This window comes from Nocardia sp. CA-135953, from assembly GCF_050955735.1.
GTDB lineage: Bacteria > Actinomycetota > Actinomycetes > Mycobacteriales > Mycobacteriaceae > Nocardia.
Genome location: NZ_CP192082.1, coordinates 6,068,421 through 6,085,426, shown reverse-complemented (window position 1 = coordinate 6,085,426; position 17,006 = coordinate 6,068,421). Strand labels below are relative to the sequence as shown.

19 protein-coding genes are annotated in these 17,006 nt (G+C 66.2%); 12 read left to right on the top strand and 7 right to left on the bottom strand.

Going from position 1 to position 17,006, the window contains the following annotated elements; translation table 11 throughout:
• Positions 1-8: 8 nt before the first annotated feature.
• From ACQPXH_RS27955 to ACQPXH_RS27940, 4 genes are all read right to left on the bottom strand, one after another.
• On the bottom strand, positions 9-719 hold the full coding sequence (locus tag ACQPXH_RS27955) for a methyltransferase domain-containing protein (protein WP_433599452.1): 711 nt from the start codon (positions 717-719) through the stop codon (positions 9-11).
• Between the two features lie 194 nt (positions 720-913).
• Positions 914-2,959 (bottom strand): ATP-dependent DNA helicase, encoded by a 2,046-nt coding sequence (locus tag ACQPXH_RS27950; RefSeq protein ID WP_433599451.1) that lies wholly within the window; start codon positions 2,957-2,959, stop codon positions 914-916.
• Between the two features lie 124 nt (positions 2,960-3,083).
• Positions 3,084-3,650, bottom strand: a complete 567-nt coding sequence (locus tag ACQPXH_RS27945) for a nicotinamidase (RefSeq protein WP_433599450.1) — start codon at positions 3,648-3,650, stop codon at positions 3,084-3,086.
• A 311-nt stretch (positions 3,651-3,961) separates the two neighbouring features.
• Entirely contained in the window at positions 3,962-5,299 is a 1,338-nt protein-coding gene (locus ACQPXH_RS27940) for a nicotinate phosphoribosyltransferase (protein ID WP_433603600.1), read from the bottom strand.
• A 120-nt stretch (positions 5,300-5,419) separates the two neighbouring features.
• Between ACQPXH_RS27940 and clpS the strand changes: the two genes are divergently transcribed.
• The 10 genes from clpS to rdgB all read left to right on the top strand — a co-directional run bounded on the left by clpS (position 5,420) and on the right by rdgB (position 12,484).
• Positions 5,420-5,740, top strand: a complete 321-nt coding sequence (gene clpS, locus ACQPXH_RS27935; RefSeq protein WP_040687186.1) for an ATP-dependent Clp protease adapter ClpS — start codon at positions 5,420-5,422, stop codon at positions 5,738-5,740.
• A gap of 23 nt (positions 5,741-5,763) precedes the next feature.
• Positions 5,764-6,333, top strand: coding sequence for a DUF2017 domain-containing protein (locus ACQPXH_RS27930; RefSeq protein ID WP_433599449.1), 570 nt, complete (start codon positions 5,764-5,766; stop codon positions 6,331-6,333).
• A 15-nt stretch (positions 6,334-6,348) separates the two neighbouring features.
• On the top strand, positions 6,349-7,425 hold the full coding sequence (locus tag ACQPXH_RS27925) for a P1 family peptidase (protein WP_433599448.1): 1,077 nt from the start codon (positions 6,349-6,351) through the stop codon (positions 7,423-7,425).
• 153 nt (positions 7,426-7,578) lie between these two features.
• Positions 7,579-8,001 carry a Mov34/MPN/PAD-1 family protein gene (locus ACQPXH_RS27920; protein ID WP_040687189.1) on the top strand — a complete coding sequence of 141 codons (423 nt, stop codon included), beginning with the start codon at positions 7,579-7,581 and terminating at the stop codon, positions 7,999-8,001.
• Between the two features lie 33 nt (positions 8,002-8,034).
• Positions 8,035-8,307 carry a MoaD/ThiS family protein gene (locus ACQPXH_RS27915; RefSeq protein WP_433599447.1) on the top strand — a complete coding sequence of 91 codons (273 nt, stop codon included), beginning with the start codon at positions 8,035-8,037 and terminating at the stop codon, positions 8,305-8,307.
• A gap of 8 nt (positions 8,308-8,315) precedes the next feature.
• Positions 8,316-9,278 (top strand): PLP-dependent cysteine synthase family protein, encoded by a 963-nt coding sequence (locus ACQPXH_RS27910; RefSeq protein WP_433599446.1) that lies wholly within the window; start codon positions 8,316-8,318, stop codon positions 9,276-9,278.
• Between the two features lie 155 nt (positions 9,279-9,433).
• Positions 9,434-10,138 (top strand): rhomboid family intramembrane serine protease, encoded by a 705-nt coding sequence (locus ACQPXH_RS27905; protein ID WP_433599445.1) that lies wholly within the window; start codon positions 9,434-9,436, stop codon positions 10,136-10,138.
• A 157-nt stretch (positions 10,139-10,295) separates the two neighbouring features.
• Positions 10,296-11,060 (top strand): cyclic nucleotide-degrading phosphodiesterase, encoded by a 765-nt coding sequence (locus ACQPXH_RS27900; protein ID WP_433599444.1) that lies wholly within the window; start codon positions 10,296-10,298, stop codon positions 11,058-11,060.
• 42 nt (positions 11,061-11,102) lie between these two features.
• Positions 11,103-11,873, top strand: a complete 771-nt coding sequence (gene rph, locus ACQPXH_RS27895) for a ribonuclease PH (RefSeq protein ID WP_433599443.1) — start codon at positions 11,103-11,105, stop codon at positions 11,871-11,873.
• A complete protein-coding gene (rdgB, locus tag ACQPXH_RS27890; protein WP_433599442.1) occupies positions 11,873-12,484 on the top strand; it encodes an RdgB/HAM1 family non-canonical purine NTP pyrophosphatase in 612 nt (203 codons plus the stop codon). Before rph ends, rdgB begins: the two co-directional genes overlap by 1 nt.
• Before the next feature lie 494 nt (positions 12,485-12,978).
• Here the strand turns inward: rdgB and ACQPXH_RS27885 are convergent, their stop codons facing one another.
• From ACQPXH_RS27885 to ACQPXH_RS27875, 3 genes are all read right to left on the bottom strand, one after another.
• Positions 12,979-13,278: a DUF3817 domain-containing protein gene (locus ACQPXH_RS27885; protein ID WP_245567036.1), complete on the bottom strand. Its 300-nt coding sequence runs from the start codon at positions 13,276-13,278 to the stop codon at positions 12,979-12,981.
• A 71-nt stretch (positions 13,279-13,349) separates the two neighbouring features.
• Positions 13,350-13,805, bottom strand: coding sequence for a transcriptional regulator (locus ACQPXH_RS27880; RefSeq protein WP_433599441.1), 456 nt, complete (start codon positions 13,803-13,805; stop codon positions 13,350-13,352).
• Between the two features lie 49 nt (positions 13,806-13,854).
• Complete coding sequence (locus ACQPXH_RS27875; protein ID WP_433599440.1) at positions 13,855-14,730, bottom strand: oxidoreductase; 876 nt, start codon at positions 14,728-14,730, stop codon at positions 13,855-13,857.
• 141 nt (positions 14,731-14,871) lie between these two features.
• On the opposite strand from ACQPXH_RS27875, the gene ACQPXH_RS27870 reads away from it, so the two are divergent.
• Positions 14,872-15,534 carry a PadR family transcriptional regulator gene (locus ACQPXH_RS27870; protein WP_433599439.1) on the top strand — a complete coding sequence of 221 codons (663 nt, stop codon included), beginning with the start codon at positions 14,872-14,874 and terminating at the stop codon, positions 15,532-15,534.
• 179 nt (positions 15,535-15,713) lie between these two features.
• A complete protein-coding gene (locus ACQPXH_RS27865; protein WP_433599438.1) occupies positions 15,714-16,922 on the top strand; it encodes an FAD-dependent oxidoreductase in 1,209 nt (402 codons plus the stop codon).
• Positions 16,923-17,006: the final 84 nt, after the last annotated feature.

Sequence of the window (17,006 nt, the reverse complement as noted above, 5' to 3'; positions counted from 1 at the left end):
TGTCGTTTTCACGCTTCGTGGCGATTCGAGTGCAGGACCAGAACCGTGGTCGCCCCGCGGTGGAACTCGTAGGTGGTTTCCCGGAGCGATGAACGGATTCCCTTGTCGTGCAGTTCTTTTCGCAGATGTGCGACCAAGTCGTCTTGGCGTGCGCCGGTGTGATCGACCAGTGGATACAGGCGTGTCTCGCCTGCGGATGCTCGCGAGAGTTCGAGCAGGGAAGCCAGATGGAAATCCGGATCGAGGCGGTCGGCGTAGGTGAAGAGCAGATGTGAGCTCAGGACCAGATCGAAACTGTTGTCAGGGAAGGGAAGCGACGGCAGCAGCGCCGCGACGTACCGATCGCGATGAGCGGTGATATCGGCGCCGAAGCGGGTCGCCGCGGCCAGGCGTATCGCTCGGTGCTGTTGCGGATCGCCGTAGAAGTCCCACTGATATCGATCCAGATGTGCAGTTGCCCAAATGTTTCCGCGATCGGTTTCGGAGACGGCGAGGGTCCGCAGTTGCTCCGCGGGTTGAGCATAGATCGGATCCGCCGCGATGACCGTGGCCCCGAGTTCACTCGCCTCCACGGTGAAACTTGCCGCGCCGCCAGGGCAGTCGAGTATGCGTCCGCTGAGGTCGGCTTCGGTGAGTGCGAAGATCGCACGATATTCGGCCAAAGATCTTGCGCTGATCAAGAATTCGCCGAGAGTGTCGATATCTGGCTGGTGCGTCATTGGGAAACGGTCTCACGGGTGGACCGGCGGTGACAGGGATTTGTGGTGTCCCCACGCCGCGTGCAGGGCTTGGCGCGGGGACTCGCCGATACATCCGGTGTGGAATTGGGGTTCCACCGAAGTACCGGGTTCTCAATTTACTTCTGTCTGGAAATGTTGGAATGCTTTGTGAGTGGTCTCACAGTTTCACCAGCTCAGGCGCTTGCGGCGGTGAGTCGACGCAGCGCTTTGGCGACGACATCGGGATCCGAGGTCTCCCAGTACGGCGGCAGTGAGGCCCGTAGATAGCCGCCATAGCGTGCGGTCGCCAAACGAGAATCCAGGATCGCCACGACACCCCGGTCATCGACGCTACGCAGGAGCCTGCCGGTGCCCTGGGCCAGCAGCAGCGCGGCGTGATTGGCCGCAACGGTCATGAAGCCGTTGCCGCCGCGTGACTCGACGGCCCGCTGTCGCGCGGTCAGCAGCGGATCGTCGGGGCGCGGGAACGGGATCCGATCCAGGATCACCAGACTCAGCGACGGACCAGGCACATCGACGCCCTGCCACAGCGATAGCGTGCCGAACAGGGACGTCTCGGGGTCGTCGGCGAACTTCCGCACCAGCGCGCCGGTTGCGTCGTCCCCTTGACACAAAACGGGCGTATTCAGCCGCTCGCGCAGCGCGTCGGTGGCCGTGCGTGCGGCGCGCATCGAGGAGAACAGCCCGAGCGTGCGCCCGCCCGCAGCGCCGATGAGCCGCTCGATTTCGTCGAGGTAGGCCGGTGCCAGACCGTCTCGGCCGGGCGCGGGCAGATGCTTCGCGACGTACAGGATGCCGGACTTGGCATGGTCGAACGGCGAGCCGACGTCGAGCGAACTCCAGCGCACAGTCTCCGTGTCCGAGGGCGCCTGCGCGCCGTTGGCAGTTGCGGTATCGCTCCGGTTGGCCGATTGTGCGGGCAGACCCCAGGTGATGGCGAGTCCGTCGAAGGAGCCGCCGATCTGCAGAGTGGCCGAGGTCAGCACGACGGTGGCGGTGCCGAAAAGTCTGCTGCGCAGTAGTGCGCCCACCGACAGCGGCGCCATTCGCAGCGCGCGCCGGGTGACGCCGCGGATCTCGTCGGCGGCGAGCCAGATGACATCGTGACGCTTCGCCGGATCGGATTCGTCGAATGCGGTCAAGGCGCGTACCGCGCTGTCGTGCACTTCGTCGATGGCGGCCAGCGCCTGGGTGCGGGCGGCGGCGCTTTCCGGATCGCCCTGTGCGTTGGTGCCGCCCTGTGGCGCGAGCGCGGTGCGGGCATTCCAGGCGGCATCACGGACCAGTGCGAGCACCGGCGCGATGCCGTCGGGCAGTGCGTCCCAGCGGGCGGCGGGCAGTTCGTCGAGCACCGTGTGCCAGGCCTCTGCGGCCTCCTCGAGCCGGTCGACCTCCTGCTGGTCGATGAGTTTGGCGCAGCGCCGAGCCGCGGCGCTGATCGCCGATGCGGCCAGTTCGGCGGTGGCGACGCCGGTGACCCGATCGACCAATTCGTGCGCCTCATCGATCACGACCACATCGTGTTCGGGCAGCACCTGGATGCCGCTGATCGCATCGATGGCGAGCAGGGCGTGATTGGTCACCACGACATCGGCCTGCGCCGATTCCGCCCTGGCCAGTTCGGCGAAGCAGTCCTGGCCGAACGGGCAGCGCGACTTGCCGAGGCATTCCCGCGACGACACGCTGACCTGACGCCAGGCCCGATCGGTGACACCGGGGGCAAGCTCGTCCCGGTCGCCGGTTTCGGTATTCGAGGCCCATTCGTTGAGTCGCTGCACCTCGCGGCCCAACCGCGAGATGGCGAATGCGTCGAACAGCTCCGCTTCCGCGGGCTCGTCGGGGATGACGCTATTGATCTTGTTCAGGCACAGATAGTTATTGCGCCCCTTGAGGATCGCGAATTTCGCCGCCCGGCCCAGCGGTTTGTTCAGCGCCTCGGCCAGTCGCGGCAGATCCCGGTCGACGAGCTGACGCTGCAGCGCGATCGTCGCGGTCGACACCACCACGGTCCGGCCGGTGCGCACCGCGTGACGCAGGCTCGGCACCAGATACGCCAGCGACTTTCCGGTACCCGTGCCCGCCTGCACCGCGAGGTGTTCCTTGGTGTCGATGGCGTGATCCACCGCCGCCGCCATCGTCACCTGCCCGACGCGCTCCTTCCCGCCGAGCGCGCGCACAGCGGTGGCCAAAAGCTCGGGGACGGGCGGCAGTTCGGGCACGCGACGAGCCTACTGCTCGGGACCGACAACCGATCACCGCCCGATCGGATACTCGGCCTGCTTCGCGCACCTTCCACATGTGAACCCGGCGTGTCCTGCGGCAGGTCGGGGCAGGCGGTCCGGGTCAGTGAACGACCGAACCCTCGATGTCGACTCCGGCCGTGCGCATGTGGTCCAGTGCGGCGGCGGTCGTGTCGGGTGCGACGCCGGCGGTGAAATCCAGCAGCACCCTGGTGTCGAAACCTTCGATGCGGGCGTCCAGTGCGGTCGCGCGGACGCAGTGGTCGGTGGCGATGCCGACGATGTCGAGTTCATCGATGGCGCGCTCGCGCAACCAGTCCGCGAGGCCGGTGCCGTCCTCGGTGGCGCCTTCGAAACCCGAATAGGCGGCGGAGTATTGGCCTTTGGAGAAGATCTCCTGGATCTGCTCGGTATTCAGGGCGGGGTGGAAATCCGCGCCGGAAGTGCCGACTCGGCAGTGCGGCGGCCAGGTGTCCACATAATCGGGATGTTCGGAGAAATGGCCGCCGGGATCGATGTGGTAGTCGCGGGTGGCGACGACCGCACTGTAATGCGCGGAGTTCAGGTAGCCGGTGATGCGCCGGGCGACCGTGGCCCCGCCGGTGACGGCCAGCGATCCGCCCTCGCAGAAATCGTTCTGCACGTCGACGATGATCAACGCTCGGTTCATGTCGACCTCACCTTCCCACGATCTGAGAACCGAGGATGTAAACACTCGGCACCTGTCTGTGGATTACATTGTGCCGCCTGATCGATCGGGCGGGCTACGAACACACTCGGAGGTCCAGGTGAGCAGCACCGTCAGAATTTCGATCGCATTCTTCATCGGCTATGTGGCCTACCTCGCCGTCGACTTTCTGCTCGGCAACCGACCCGACGAGGTCGTCGACTGGGTGCGGCTGGTGCTCAGGGGCGTCCTGATCGTGCTGGTCGCCTGCGCCGTCGTGGAATGGGTGAACCGACGCAACGCCGCAGCTCGGGTCAATTCACAAATGTCGTCGGAATCGCAGGTTCCCCAGCCGACAGTTTCAGGCCCTCCCACGGCAGGCTGATCAACCCGCGCGCCACCAACTTGCGACTGTCGGCGAGGGTGGGCAGCCCATCGACCGGTTCGCCATCGCGCACCAGTGGTGCCAGCAGCTCGCGAACCTCGAATCCGTTTGCGGCGGGCTGGTTTCCGGCGGCCGGGTAGACGATCTCCTCGACCAGGGTGCCGGTCCGGCGGGACAGTCGAATCGCCTTCTTGGTGCCGCCGCGCGACTCCTTGTGGCTGCTGCGTTTCGCAACCGGCAGCCCGTCCACCTCGACCAGCTTGTAGACCATTCCGGCGGTAGCCGCCCCGGACCCGGTGACCAGCGACGTCCCGACCCCATAGGCGTCCACCGGTTCGGCGCGCAGTGCGGCGATCGCGTACTCGTCCAGATCGCCGGAGACCACGATGCGGGTCTTGGTCGCGCCGAGCCCGTCGAGTTGCTCGCGCACCTGCCTCGCCAGTACGCCGAGATCACCGGAATCGATACGCACGCCGCCCAATTCGGGTCCGGCGATCTCGATTGCGGTCGCCACCCCCTGGGTGATGTCGAAGGTATCGACCAGCAGTGTGGTGCCGATGCCGAGCGCCTCGATCTGGCCGCGGAACGCGGCCGCCTCGTGCGCACCGTCCGCGGCGCTGTATTTACCCGCCCCGTCGGCTCCGCCGACTGCCATCCCCATGTGCAGCAGGGTGAACGCATGCGCGCTGGTGCCCGCCCCAGGCACGCCGAAGCGGCGCACGGCTTCCAGATTCGAGGTGGCGTCGAAGCCGGCCAGATATGCGGCGCGCGAGCAGGACGGCGCGGCGAGTTCGTGAGTGCGGCGTGAGCCCATTTCGATCATCCGGCGACCGTCGGCCGCGCTCACCATGCGGGCGGCGGCCGAGGCGATCGCGCTGTCGTGATTGAGGATCGACAGGGCGAGGGTCTCCAACAGGACGCATTCGGCGAAGCTGCCGCGCACCGAAAGAATCGGGGAGCCTGGGAAATACAGCTCGCCCTCCGGATAGCCGTCGATATCGCCGGTGAAGCGGTAGTCGCGCAGCCAATCGATGGTCTTCGAGTCCAGGAAACCGGCCGCGATCGCGAGCTCCGATTCCTCGAAACGAAAATGCGCCAGCGCGTCGACCAGTCGGCCGGTGCCCGCGACAACGCCGTAGCGGCGACCGTTCGGCAAGCGCCTTGCAAACACCTCGAAGGAGCAGCGGCGGTGCGCCGAGCCGTCGCCGAGGGCGGCCGCGAGCATGGTCAGTTCGTACTGATCGGTCAGCAGTGCGGTGCTGCGCATGTCCACGCAAGCCACTGTAGACAGCTGTGGCGGGCATGATAGATCGGTGTGGCCGGGGCGTCTGTCGATTCCTGGTGCGCGGGTGTTGTGTATCCGGAGTCGAGTCGTACCCTGAGTGTTATGGCCTTGTGCGAAGTGAACGCGACACTGTCGGCGGCACAGGCGACTCCGGAGGCGGTCGAATACACCGAGATCCTGGAGGCCGAGGACCGTCCCTGGGTGACGGTCGTCTGGGATGATCCGGTCAACCTCATGCACTACGTCGCCTACATCTTCCAGAAGCTGTTCGGCTACAGCAAAGCGAAGGCGACCGAATTGATGCTCAAGGTGCACAACGAGGGCAAGGCGGTGGTGTCGTCGGGTTCGCGGGACAAAATGGAACAGGACGTGCGAAGGCTGCACGCCGCAGGACTCTGGGCGACCATGCAGCGGGACGACTGACCGGTACGACTACCCTGACGTCAGTGCGTAAGTGGAGCCGGAAGAACTCGCTGAGCGGCCTCAAGTTGCGATCCGAAATGGACACGCGTGAGGCGAGCGTACTGCGGTCCCTGGTCGGCGCCGTTACCGGCCTGCTGACCGAGCGGGCCGAATCCGCGCCCGATGATGAGCTCGCCGAGCTCACCGGGTTGCGTAGCGGCAATACGACCCCGCCCGATGATCCCCGGCTGCACCGGCTGCTACCGGATTTCCACCGGAGTGAACCGGGCTCTCCCGATGCCGATCGCGCCGATCTCAACAGTGCACTGCGCGGCTTGCACGAGCCGGAGATCATCGATGCCAAATTGGCGGCCGGATCGGTGGTGCTGAAAACGGTGCCGACCGACGGCGGGAAGATCGTGCTGACGCCGGAGCAGGCCGACGCCTGGTTGACCGCGCTGACCGATGTGCGGCTGGCATTGGGCACGGTACTCGGAATCGATGCCGAGACACCGGATCACCTCGAACCCGATGATCCGCGTGGGCCGCATCTGGATGTTTATCACTGGCTGACTTGGATGCAGGACTCCCTGCTGCAGGCCCTCGCACCCTGACGGTCCGGGTTGATCGTGACGAGCACCCAGGAGAATGCGCAAGCGGGACAGCGGAATTCGCTCACCGATGTGCCCAGCCTGCTGGTCGGGCACCATCATGTGCTCGATCCGGATGCGACGCTGGGCTCCGGCGCGGCGACCGGCTGCACCGTCGTGCGCATACCCGGCGGTGCGACCGCCGCGGTAGATGTGCGCGGTGGCGGACCTGGGACCAGGGAAACCGATCTGCTCGACCCGGGCAACACTGTGCGCCAAGTGAATTCGATCCTGCTCACCGGTGGTAGCGCCTACGGACTCGCGGCCGCGGACGGCGTAATGCGTTGGCTGGAGGAACATCGCGAGGGCATACAGATGGATCCGGTTGATCCGAGTCGGGTGGTGCCCATCGTTCCCGCCGCGGTGATCTTCGATCTTCCGGTGGGGGACTGGCGAATTCGACCGACCGCCGACTTCGGTTTCCTGGCGGCCGAGGCGGCGGCGGAGGAGTTCGATCGGGGCTGCGTCGGCGCGGGCGTCGGTGCGCGGGCCGGTTCGATCAAGGGCGGCGTGGGGACCGCGAGCGTCGTGCTCGGTGCGGGTGCCGCCGCGGGCATCACGGTGGCGGCGCTGGTCGTCGCCAATCCGGTCGGCTCGGTCTTCGACCCGCGGACCGGCCTGCCATGGGGCGTCGGGACCGAAGGCCACGAAGTATTCGGCCTGTATCCCGCCACGCCCGAGCAACTGGCCGTGGCAAACGCCCTACCGGTCAAGGGCACCGTTCTCAACACGACGATCGGCGTGGTCGCCACCGATGCACCCCTGGACCCCGCCGGTTGCCGGCGCATGGCCACCACCGCCCATGACGGGCTCGCCCGCGCCATCCGTCCCGCCCACTCACCCCTCGACGGTGACACTCTCTTCGCGCTGTCCACCGGCACCGCCGAAATCACCGCCGCCCCGATGCCGCCCGCCTTCCCGTCCGACCTACTGGTGCTGGATGAGGTTTGTACCGCGGCGGCGGTCTGCGTCGAGCGCGCCATCGTCGACGCGATCCTTTCCGCCAACTCCGTGGCCGGCATCCCCGCCTACGCGGACCTCTTCCCGCGCTCCTAGGGGGTTCCCATACCGACATGCCTGGCGGAATCCGCGAAAGTGCGCCGGGAGGGTACCGGCCGACAGGTGGGCGGGAATAGCCGAATATTCTGGATCGTTGTCGGGTGCGATATGTCGGCAGCGGATATCCCGAATGCGGAAGGGTTTGAACTCGTGCTGGTGATCAGGACCGACCTGGTGGAGGCGATGGTGGCGCATGCGCGCGCCGATCACCCGGACGAGGCCTGCGGCGTCATCGCCGGTCCGGAGGGTTCGGATCGGCCGGAGCGATTCATCGCCATGGTCAATGCCGAGCGCTCGCCGACCTTCTACCGGTTCGATTCCGGTGAACAGCTGAAGGTGTGGCGGGCGATGGACGATGCCGACGAGACCCCCGTGGTGATCTACCACTCGCATACCGCCACCGAGGCCTATCCGAGCCGCACCGATATCTCCTATGCGTCCGAGCCGTTCGCGCATTACGTGTTGATCTCCACCCGCGATCCCGAGCAGCACGAGCTGCGCAGCTACCGGATCGTGGACGGTGAGGTCACCGAGGAGCCGGTCCGGATCGTCGATGCGTACGAGACCGTTTAGTACCCCTATGTTCGTCGAATTCGAGGAGTTCCAATGCCGGTAACCGTGTCCATCCCGACCATCATGCGTGGCCTTACCGGAGGCGAGAAGCGCGTCGACGCGCAGGGCTCGACCCTGTCCGCGCTGATCCACAACCTCGACGCCAACCATCCAGGCCTCGCGGAGCGGCTGCTCAAGGACGGCAAGCTGAACCGCTACGTCAACATCTACGTCGACGACGAGGATGTGCGCTTCGCAGGCGGCCTCGAGGCCGAGGTGCCCGAGGGCGCCAGCGTCACCATCCTGCCCGCCGTCGCCGGAGGCTGATCGACCCCGTGACGCGCTACGAATCGCTGATCGCGACCCTCGGCAACACCCCGCTCGTCGGGCTGCGCAACCTGTCCCCGCAGTGGGACGGTGACCACCCGGTGCGGCTGTGGGCCAAGCTCGAGGACCGCAACCCGACCGGTTCCATCAAGGACCGGCCTGCCCTGCGGATGATCGAGCAGGCCGAGGCCGACGGCCTGCTGCCCCCCGGCTGCACGATCCTGGAGCCGACCAGCGGAAATACCGGCATTTCGCTGGCCATGGCGGCCAAGCTCAAGGGCTACCGGCTGGTCTGCGTGATGCCGGAGAACACCTCGGTCGAACGCCGTCAGCTGTTGACCATGTTCGGTGCGGAGATCATCGATTCCCCGGCCGCGGGCGGTTCGAATCAGGCGGTCGCGCTGGCCAAGCAGATCGCGGCGGAGAATCCGGACTGGGTGATGCTGTACCAGTACGGCAATCCGGCCAATGCCTTGGCGCACTACGAGACCACCGGCCCGGAGATTCTCTCCGACTTGCCCGAGATCACGCATTTCGTCGCGGGTCTCGGGACAACCGGCACGCTCATGGGGACCGGTCGCTTCCTGCGCGAGAAGGTGCCCGGCATCGAAATCGTCGCGGCCGAACCGCGCTACGGCGAACTCGTGTACGGACTGCGCAATATCGATGAAGGCTTCATTCCTGAGCTCTACGACGAGTCGGTGCTGACCACTCGTTTTTCGGTCGGTCCCTTCGACGCGGTGAAGCGCACGCGCGAGCTGGTGTTGGAAGAGGGCATTTTCGCGGGCATTTCGACCGGCGCGATTCTGCATGCGGCGCTCGGTGTCGCGCGTAAATGCGTGCGTGCGGGCACGCGGGCCGATATCGCCTTCGTGGTTGCCGACGGCGGATGGAAGTACCTGTCCACCGGCGCGTACGACGGGACGCTCGAAGAGGCCGAGGAACGCCTCGACGGCCAGCTCTGGGCCTGAATTCGAGCGATCCGGCCTGAGCGTGCGCTTTTCGCGCGGAAAGCGCACGCTGTATCTCTGGCCGATTGGTCGCGATACGCCCCGGTACTCTCGAAAGAGCGAGTCCCTTGTCGCATATCCCCGGCGTCCGGGCCTCGCTCGACGAGGAGGTTGCGATGACCGGCGGTTCGGGAATCGGTTCATCGTTCGATCCGGAACGGATCGCCGCACTACGCGCCCGACTCGGGCGGCCGCGCGTGCCCTCCGGCGCGCCTGTCCAACCGAACAGTCTCAAACAGCTCTGGCTGCGCGCGGGCGTCATCATCACCGCATTCGTTGCCCTGCTCTACGGCGTCGAAGGCGTCGACGAGCTCGACCACAATCAACTCGATTACAACGGCATCGAACCGCGCGAAGCGGACGGCCTGTGGGGCATTCTCTGGGCCCCGGTCCTGCACCACGGCTGGGATCACCTGTTCGCCAATACACTTCCGGTTATCGTCCTCGGTTTCATCACCCTGCTCGCGGGCATCGGGCGCGGACTCGCCGCCACCGCGATCATCTGGATCGTGGCCGGAATCGGCGTCTGGCTCACCGGCGCCACCGGATCGGTGCATCTCGGCGCGTCGTCGCTGATCTTCGGCTGGCTGACTTTCCTTATCTCTCGCGGCTGGTTTGCCCGCAACGTGGTGCAGATCGGCATCGGCCTGGTTGTACTGGCGATTTACGGGTCGGTGCTGTGGGGTGTGCTGCCCGGACAACCCGGAATCTCTTGGCAGGGGCATCTTTTCGGGGCGATGGGTGGAGTGCTTGCCGGCTGGGTACTCTCTGCTGATGAACGTCGACACCGTCGCGGGGATCGAGCCGGAGTCAATGCGTAGCCGAGGTACTCGCGCGGCGCGCAGCGGTACGTGGGGATCGGTTCTCGAGCGAGCGCAGCGAGCGAACAATGAACACAGCTGAGTTCGCATTCACGACATCGCCGAGCGCTGGCGAGGCGATGCCGTGAGTGCGAATTCGTCGTGGGAGCATGGGGGAATGCGCCTTACCGTCATCGGGTGCTCGGGCAGTGTGTCCGGCCCGGACTCCCCAGCGTCGGGGTACCTACTGACCGGGCCGGATATGTCGCCGGTGGTCATCGATTTCGGACCCGGCGTGCTCGGCGCATTGCAGCGCTATGTCGATCCCGGCGAAATCGATATCTTCCTCACGCATCTGCATGCCGATCACTGCCTGGATCTGCCCGGACTGCTGGTCTGGCGGCGCTACCACCCGACCCCTCCGGTGGGGCAGGCGATCGTGCGCGGTCCGTCCGATAGCGCGGTGCGCATCGGCAATGCCTCCGCCGAAATCGGCGGTGAATGCGACGACTGGTCCGACGTCATCGACCATCAGACGTGGGTCGAGGGCGAGGCGGTCGAATTCGGTCCTGGCCATACGGTGCTCGCACGTCGGATGCATCACCCGCCGGAGTCGTACGGGCTGCGCATCACGACCGCGTCCGGGCGGACCTTCGTCTACACCGGCGATACCGCGATGTGTGATGCGGTACTCGAACTCGCGCAGGGCGCCGACCTGCTCATGTCGGAGGCGTCGTGGACACACGATCCGGCCAACCGGCCCGCCGGCATTCATCTCTCCGGCACCGAGGCGGGCATTATCGCCGCCCGTGCGGGCGTGAAAGAGCTGCTGCTCACCCACATTCCGCCGTGGACCTCTCGCGAGGACGTGATCGCGGAGGCGAAGGCGCAGTTCTCCGGACCGGTGCACGCCGTCACACCGGGCGAAACCTTCGACATCTGACCGGTTGCCGCGCGCGGTAGGCCATGTGACTAGGCTTGGCGCGTGTCGAGACGAGCCGATGGCAGGGCGGACGATGAGCTCCGCGAGGTACGGATCACCCGTGGCTTCACCACGCATCCAGCCGGTTCGGTGCTGGTGGAGTTCGGGCAGACCCGGGTGATGTGCACCGCGAGCGTCACCGAGGGCGTGCCCCCGTGGCGTCGCGATTCCGGGCTCGGCTGGCTCACCGCCGAATACGCGATGCTGCCCGCGGCCACGCATACCCGCAGCGGGCGGGAGTCGGTGAAGGGCAAGGTCGGCGGGCGCACCCAGGAGATCAGCCGGTTGGTCGGCCGGTCGCTGCGCGCATGCATCGACCTGGCGGCCATCGGCGAGAACACCATTGCCATCGATTGCGATGTGCTGCAGGCCGACGGTGGGACGCGGACCGCGGCCATCACCGGTGCGTATGTCGCACTCTCGGATGCGGTGACCTACCTCGGCGCGGCGGGCGGATTGGCCGACCCGCAGCCGATCTCGTGTGCGATCGCCGCGGTGAGCGTCGGCGTCGTCGACGGCCGGGTGCGGTTGGACCTGCCGTACGAAGAGGATTCGCGCGCCGAGGTCGATATGAATGTGGTCGCCACCGATACCGGCACCCTGGTGGAGGTCCAGGGCACCGGTGAGGGCGCGACCTTCCCGCGCTCCACCCTGGACAAGCTGCTCGACTCCGCGCTCGCGGGATGCGACCGGCTGTTCGCCATCCAGAAAGAGGCGCTCGCACTGCCGTATCCGGGTGTGCTGCCCCAGCCTGCCGAGTCGAAGAAGAAGTGATGTCGCGCCGCGTCCTGGTCGCCAGTCGCAATGCCAAGAAGTTGAACGAACTGCGTCGGATCCTCGCCGATGCGGGTATCGCGGGTATCGAGATCGTCGGGCTCGCCGATGTGCCCGCCTACGACGAGGCGCCCGAGACCGGAGCGACCTTCGAGGAGAATGCGCTGGCAAAGGCGCGCGATGGTGCCGCCGCCACCGGATTGCCTTGTGTCGCAGACGATTCCGGTATCGCGGTGGACGCGTTGAACGGTATGCCCGGTGTGCTGTCCGCGCGCTGGTCCGGGGGGCACGGCGATGACGCGGCCAATAACGCGCTGCTGCTCGCGCAACTCGGTGACGTACCGGACGAGCGGCGCGGTGCACAGTTCGTGTCCACCTGCGCGCTGGTGGTGCCCGGCGGCACCGAGATCGCGGTGCGCGGTGAATGGCCCGGTGCGATCGGCCGGAAACCGGTCGGCGACGGCGGTTTCGGCTACGATCCGCTGTTCATACCGGCGGGCGGCGACAGCACCGCTGCTCAGCTGACCCCCGCCGAGAAGGACGCCTTATCGCACCGCGGACGCGCGCTCACCCAACTTCTCCCTGCGCTCGCGGCCCTCGCCGAGTCCTGAATCAGCCGCGCGCTCGGGGGACCCGGCGGATGCGGGCCCCGGCGATGGATGCTGTACTCCAGGCAACGGGTGCGGGCCCCGGCGACGCGTGCGGGCGATGGGTGCGGCTCCACAGCGGGTGCGGATCCCGGCGACAGGCGTTGGCCGCGCGATGGGTGCGGGCCTCGCTGCGCGTGTTGGCCCTGTGACGGGTGTGGATCCCGGCGAAAGGTGGCTGGGGGTGAACTCGGGAGTGTGCAGTGGGGCTGTGGAGAGGGAGCGGATCCCGGCGTAGGAGCTGGCCCACAGCGGGTGCGGATCCCGGCGACAGGCGTTGGCCGCGCGATGGGTGCGGGCCTCGCTGCGCGTGTTGGCCCCTGTGACGGGTGTGGATCCCGGCGAAAGGTGGCTGGGGGTGAACTCGGGAGTGTGCAGTGGGGCTGTCGAAAGGGAGCGGATCCCGGCGAAGGCGCTGGCCCACAGCGGGTCCGGATCCGCTGTGGGCCTGACTCCGGTCAGAGGTTGAAGTCTTGTTTGACCTTGTTCGCGTTGACGTGTTCGACGAAGAAGGACAGCAGCGGGATGGTGCCTGCGATCAGGGTGCCGACGGTGCGCGGGATCGGCCAGCGCACCTTGACCGCGAGGTCGGCGGTGACCAGCAGGTAGACGAAATAGACCCAGCCGTGCACGACCGCGATCCAGTTCGGGGTGTGCACGTCGAAGCCGTACTTGGCGATCATTTCGCCGGTGAGCAGCAGCAGCCACAGACCCGTCGTCCAGGCGAGCACACGGTAGCGCAGCAGCGCGGGCTTGATCTTCGCGACGTTCGTGGCCGTCGGCTCGGGGGTGAGCGTCGCGGCGGATTCGGTCGAGTTCTCGCTGGTGGTCAACCGGCGCTCCTGTGTGTGTCGTGGGCCAGGCCCGCATCCCGGACGTGTTGGTCGATATCTTGCGCGTGCAGCTCGGCCAGATACTTGTTGTATTCGGCGAGCACCGGATCATCGTCGCGGGCAGCCTTGGGCCGCTCGGGCAGCAGTCCGGCCGGAATCTCTCGCGGCGCATCGACTTTCGTGGGTCGGCGCGCCTTCGCGGGAGCCGGTTCGGCTTCCGGCTGCTTGTCCGCTTCGGATTCCAGCCGCACGAATCGGAAGTACGCGAAGACCGCGAACCCGGCGAACAGCGGCCACTGCAATGCGTAGCCGAGATTCTGCCCGGTGCCGCTCGCGGATTCGAACCGCTCCCACTGCCACCATCCCAATGCCAGGCAGGCGAGGGCGGCCACGATCACCAGCACGATGAGAGCCGGGCGATTGTGTGCCGAGCGGCGAGGTGGAGCGGACACGCATACCACGGTACCCGTCTACTACACGGTACGTAGGAGCAGGTAGGGCCTAGAACTTGTAGGTGATGCCGGTCATGCGCTCGGATTCCTCCCACAGGCGGCGCAGCAGTTCCGGATTGTTCGACAGCTTGCTCGACGGTGAGGGCTCGACCGGGCCCTGGCTCTGGAACAACCGGTTCGGACCCCAGTAGGTGGTTGGGTCGGCATCGGGCATGGTGGCCGCGAACAGCGTGGAGTGGGCGGCCTTGGCCGGGGGATGGCCGATGATGCGGATGAAGGGTTTGCTGATCCGGTCCAGTGGGGTTTCGGTCCTGGCGAACAGATCGGTCGCCGAGACGCCCGGGTGCACCGCGTAGGAGCTCTTGTCGGAGCCCGCTTCGGTCAGCCGCCGCTGCAGTTCGCGGGCGAACATCAGGTTGGCCAGCTTGGACTGGGCGTAGGCGAGATTGCGCCGGTAGCGGCGGTTCTCGTAGTTGAGATCGTCGATCCACAGCTTCGGGGTCTGTTTGTGTGCGATGCTCGCCAGGCTCACCACCCGGTCCCGGAGGCGATCGAGCAGCAGTCCGGTCAGCGCGAAATGTCCGAGGTGGTTGACGCCGAACTGAGTCTCGAACCCGTCCTTGGTGCGGGAGAACGGAATGTTCATCAGACCGGCATTATTGATGAGCACATCGAATTCGCCGGTCTTGTCGGCGAATTCGCGCACCGATGCCAGATCCGCCAGATCCAATTGCTCGACCCGGACGTCGCCGTCGATCCGGTCGGCGATCGGCTGCGCTTTCGCGACATTGCGGCAGGCCATGATCACGGTGCCGCCCTTGCCGGCCAGCACTGTGGTGGTCTCGACGCCGAGGCCGCCGTTGGCCCCGGTGACGACAAAGGTGCGCCCACTCTGGTCGGGCATATCTTTCGGGTTCCATGCCATGAGCCGACCTTACTCTGGAGTAAGTTATGGCGGAAGAGCGACACGCGATCTGGACCGACGGAGCGCGCGAGTCCGTTCGCGCCTAGTGCTTGTGCCCGAATACTCGTAGACGTATATTCGTATACGAGTAAGGAGGTGTCCATGGCCACGAAGCGCAAGGTGAACAATCTGCTTGCGCTGGCGGTGCTCGCGACCGTCATCGAACGGCCGATGCACCGCTATGAAATCGCCTCGCAGATGCGTGAGCGCGGCAAGGACCGCGATATGGACATCAAATGGGGCTCGCTCTACACCGTCGTGCAGAACATGGAGAAGGCGGGCTTTCTCGAGGTCGTCGGCAATGAGCGCGACGGTGCTCGGCCGGAACGCACGATCTATGCGATAACCGATGCCGGTCGCGCCGAAATGGCGGACTGGACAAGGGAATTGATTGCCGAGCCGGCACCGGAACATCACCGGTTCACGGCCGGACTCTCCGTCGTGGCGGCATTGCCGCCCGATGAAGTCGTCGAGTTGCTCGGCCGGCGCATCGACGCGCTGGGTCGCATCATCGAGGCTGCGCGCCGAGAACTCGATCAACTCGCGGCTGCCGATCTGCCCAGGCTGTTCGTCGTCGAAGCCGAATACGGTGTGGCGATGCTGGAGGCCGAGGTGGCGTGGGCCGCGTCGCTGCGTGACGAGATCGCCGCCGGCGCTTTCCCCGGCGTCGATCTGTGGCGGCATATGCATGCCGTCGGCATGGCGCCCGCCGAGGTCACGGAGATGGTGGAAAGGGGGATGGTGGAAGGGGGTATGACGGAATAGAGACCGGGCCCGGCGGGGTGCGGCAACACCGCCGCCGAGCCCGATGTAACCGTCTCGAACCGCGTCCGCATGCGCGCACCCGGCTACAAGGCTGGCAACCACAGAATAACTGGGTGTGCGGTGGGGCGGTCGGTTCGGGCTTTCGACGAACCTGTATCGCACATAACTGGAGTACACCCATGTCCAAAACAGAAACGGCCATCGTTATCGGCGGTGGTATCGTCGGACCCGTCACGGCCACCGCATTGCACAAGGCGGGCATTGCCGCTCGCGTCTACGAGGCCTATCCGGGTCCTACCTACGGCATCGGCAGCGGGCTGGCATTGGCGCCGAATGGTGTTGCCGCCCTCGACATTGTCGGTGCCGGCGACCTCGTTCGTGAGATAGCCAGTCCGATATCGCATACCCAGCTGTCGGTCGGCGGCAAAGTGCTGCGGATGCCGGAAATGCCGGACGTTCCGTCGTTGAAGATGGTCGACCGCAATGAATTGCACCGGACGCTGCACGATCATGCGGTCGCCGCCGGCGTTCCCTTCGAGTACAACAAGCGACTCGTCCGGGTCGAGGAGGACGCCGACGGTGTCACCGCGTATTTCGCCGATGGCAGCCGCGCAACCGCCGATGTGCTGATCGGCGCGGACGGTATTCGATCCACGGTGCGAGGTCTCATCGACCCGGATAATCCGGGACCGGAGTACACCGGGATGATCGGATTCGGTGCGATGCTCGACGGCGATTTCGGAATTCCGCCGGAGACAATGGTTTTCGCATTCGGGAAGAAGGCGTACTACCTCTACGGAGCCGTCGACGGCAATAAGGTCATGTGGGGTGCGAATCTACCGCACAAGGAGTACCTGTCGCTGACCGAGGCGCGCGCGATTCCGGCCGAGCAGTGGTTGGCCATCCTGCGGGAGACTTACGCCGAGGACACCCCGGGCGGTGAATTCGCCCGCAGGACCACGGCGGAAAACCTGGAAACGACTGGGGCACTGCACATTATGCCGCCGGTGCCGACCTGGTACCGGGGGCGCATGGTGCTGGTCGGGGATTCGGTGCATGCGCCGTCCAACAGCTCGGGTCAAGGGGCGTCGCTGGCCATCGAGAGTGCGGTGCAGTTGGCGCGCTGTCTGCGGGACCTGCCGGATCACACCTCGGCCTTCGCGGCCTATGAAGGGGTGCGGCGGCCTCGGGTGGAGGGTGTCGCGGCGCGGGCGCGCAAGATCAACCACAGCAAGACGCCAGGGCCGGTGGCGCGCCGGATGATGTCCATGCTGATGCCGCTGCTGATCAAAGGAATGAACCCGGAGAAGACCATGGGGGTCGAGCAACGGTATCGGATCGATTGGGTTGCGCCGGTGCAGCAGGAGCTGGCGACTGTGCGGGCGTAGGGCTGGTGCTGCCTGTCCCTTCCAGGGGCGGGCAGCATTATTTTCGAACCCGATGGCGGGTTCGTCCGTAACGTAGGAGATGGG

What these genes read in the sequence shown, in the direction of transcription:
- ACQPXH_RS27955 (WP_433599452.1), bottom strand. Translation starts at nt 719, where the DNA reads ATGACGCACCAGCCAGATATCGACACTCTCGGCGAATTCTTGATCAGC.
- ACQPXH_RS27945 (WP_433599450.1), bottom strand. Translation starts at nt 3,650, where the DNA reads ATGAACCGAGCGTTGATCATCGTCGACGTGCAGAACGATTTCTGCGAG.
- ACQPXH_RS27940 (WP_433603600.1), bottom strand. Translation starts at nt 5,299, where the DNA reads ATGCGCAGCACCGCACTGCTGACCGATCAGTACGAACTGACCATGCTC.
- clpS (WP_040687186.1), top strand. Translation starts at nt 5,420, where the DNA reads ATGGCCTTGTGCGAAGTGAACGCGACACTGTCGGCGGCACAGGCGACT.
- ACQPXH_RS27915 (WP_433599447.1), top strand. Translation starts at nt 8,035, where the DNA reads ATGCCGGTAACCGTGTCCATCCCGACCATCATGCGTGGCCTTACCGGA.
- ACQPXH_RS27905 (WP_433599445.1), top strand. Translation starts at nt 9,434, where the DNA reads ATGACCGGCGGTTCGGGAATCGGTTCATCGTTCGATCCGGAACGGATC.
- ACQPXH_RS27900 (WP_433599444.1), top strand. Translation starts at nt 10,296, where the DNA reads ATGCGCCTTACCGTCATCGGGTGCTCGGGCAGTGTGTCCGGCCCGGAC.
- rdgB (WP_433599442.1), top strand. Translation starts at nt 11,873, where the DNA reads ATGTCGCGCCGCGTCCTGGTCGCCAGTCGCAATGCCAAGAAGTTGAAC.
- ACQPXH_RS27875 (WP_433599440.1), bottom strand. Translation starts at nt 14,730, where the DNA reads ATGGCATGGAACCCGAAAGATATGCCCGACCAGAGTGGGCGCACCTTT.
- ACQPXH_RS27870 (WP_433599439.1), top strand. Translation starts at nt 14,872, where the DNA reads ATGGCCACGAAGCGCAAGGTGAACAATCTGCTTGCGCTGGCGGTGCTC.
- ACQPXH_RS27865 (WP_433599438.1), top strand. Translation starts at nt 15,714, where the DNA reads ATGTCCAAAACAGAAACGGCCATCGTTATCGGCGGTGGTATCGTCGGA.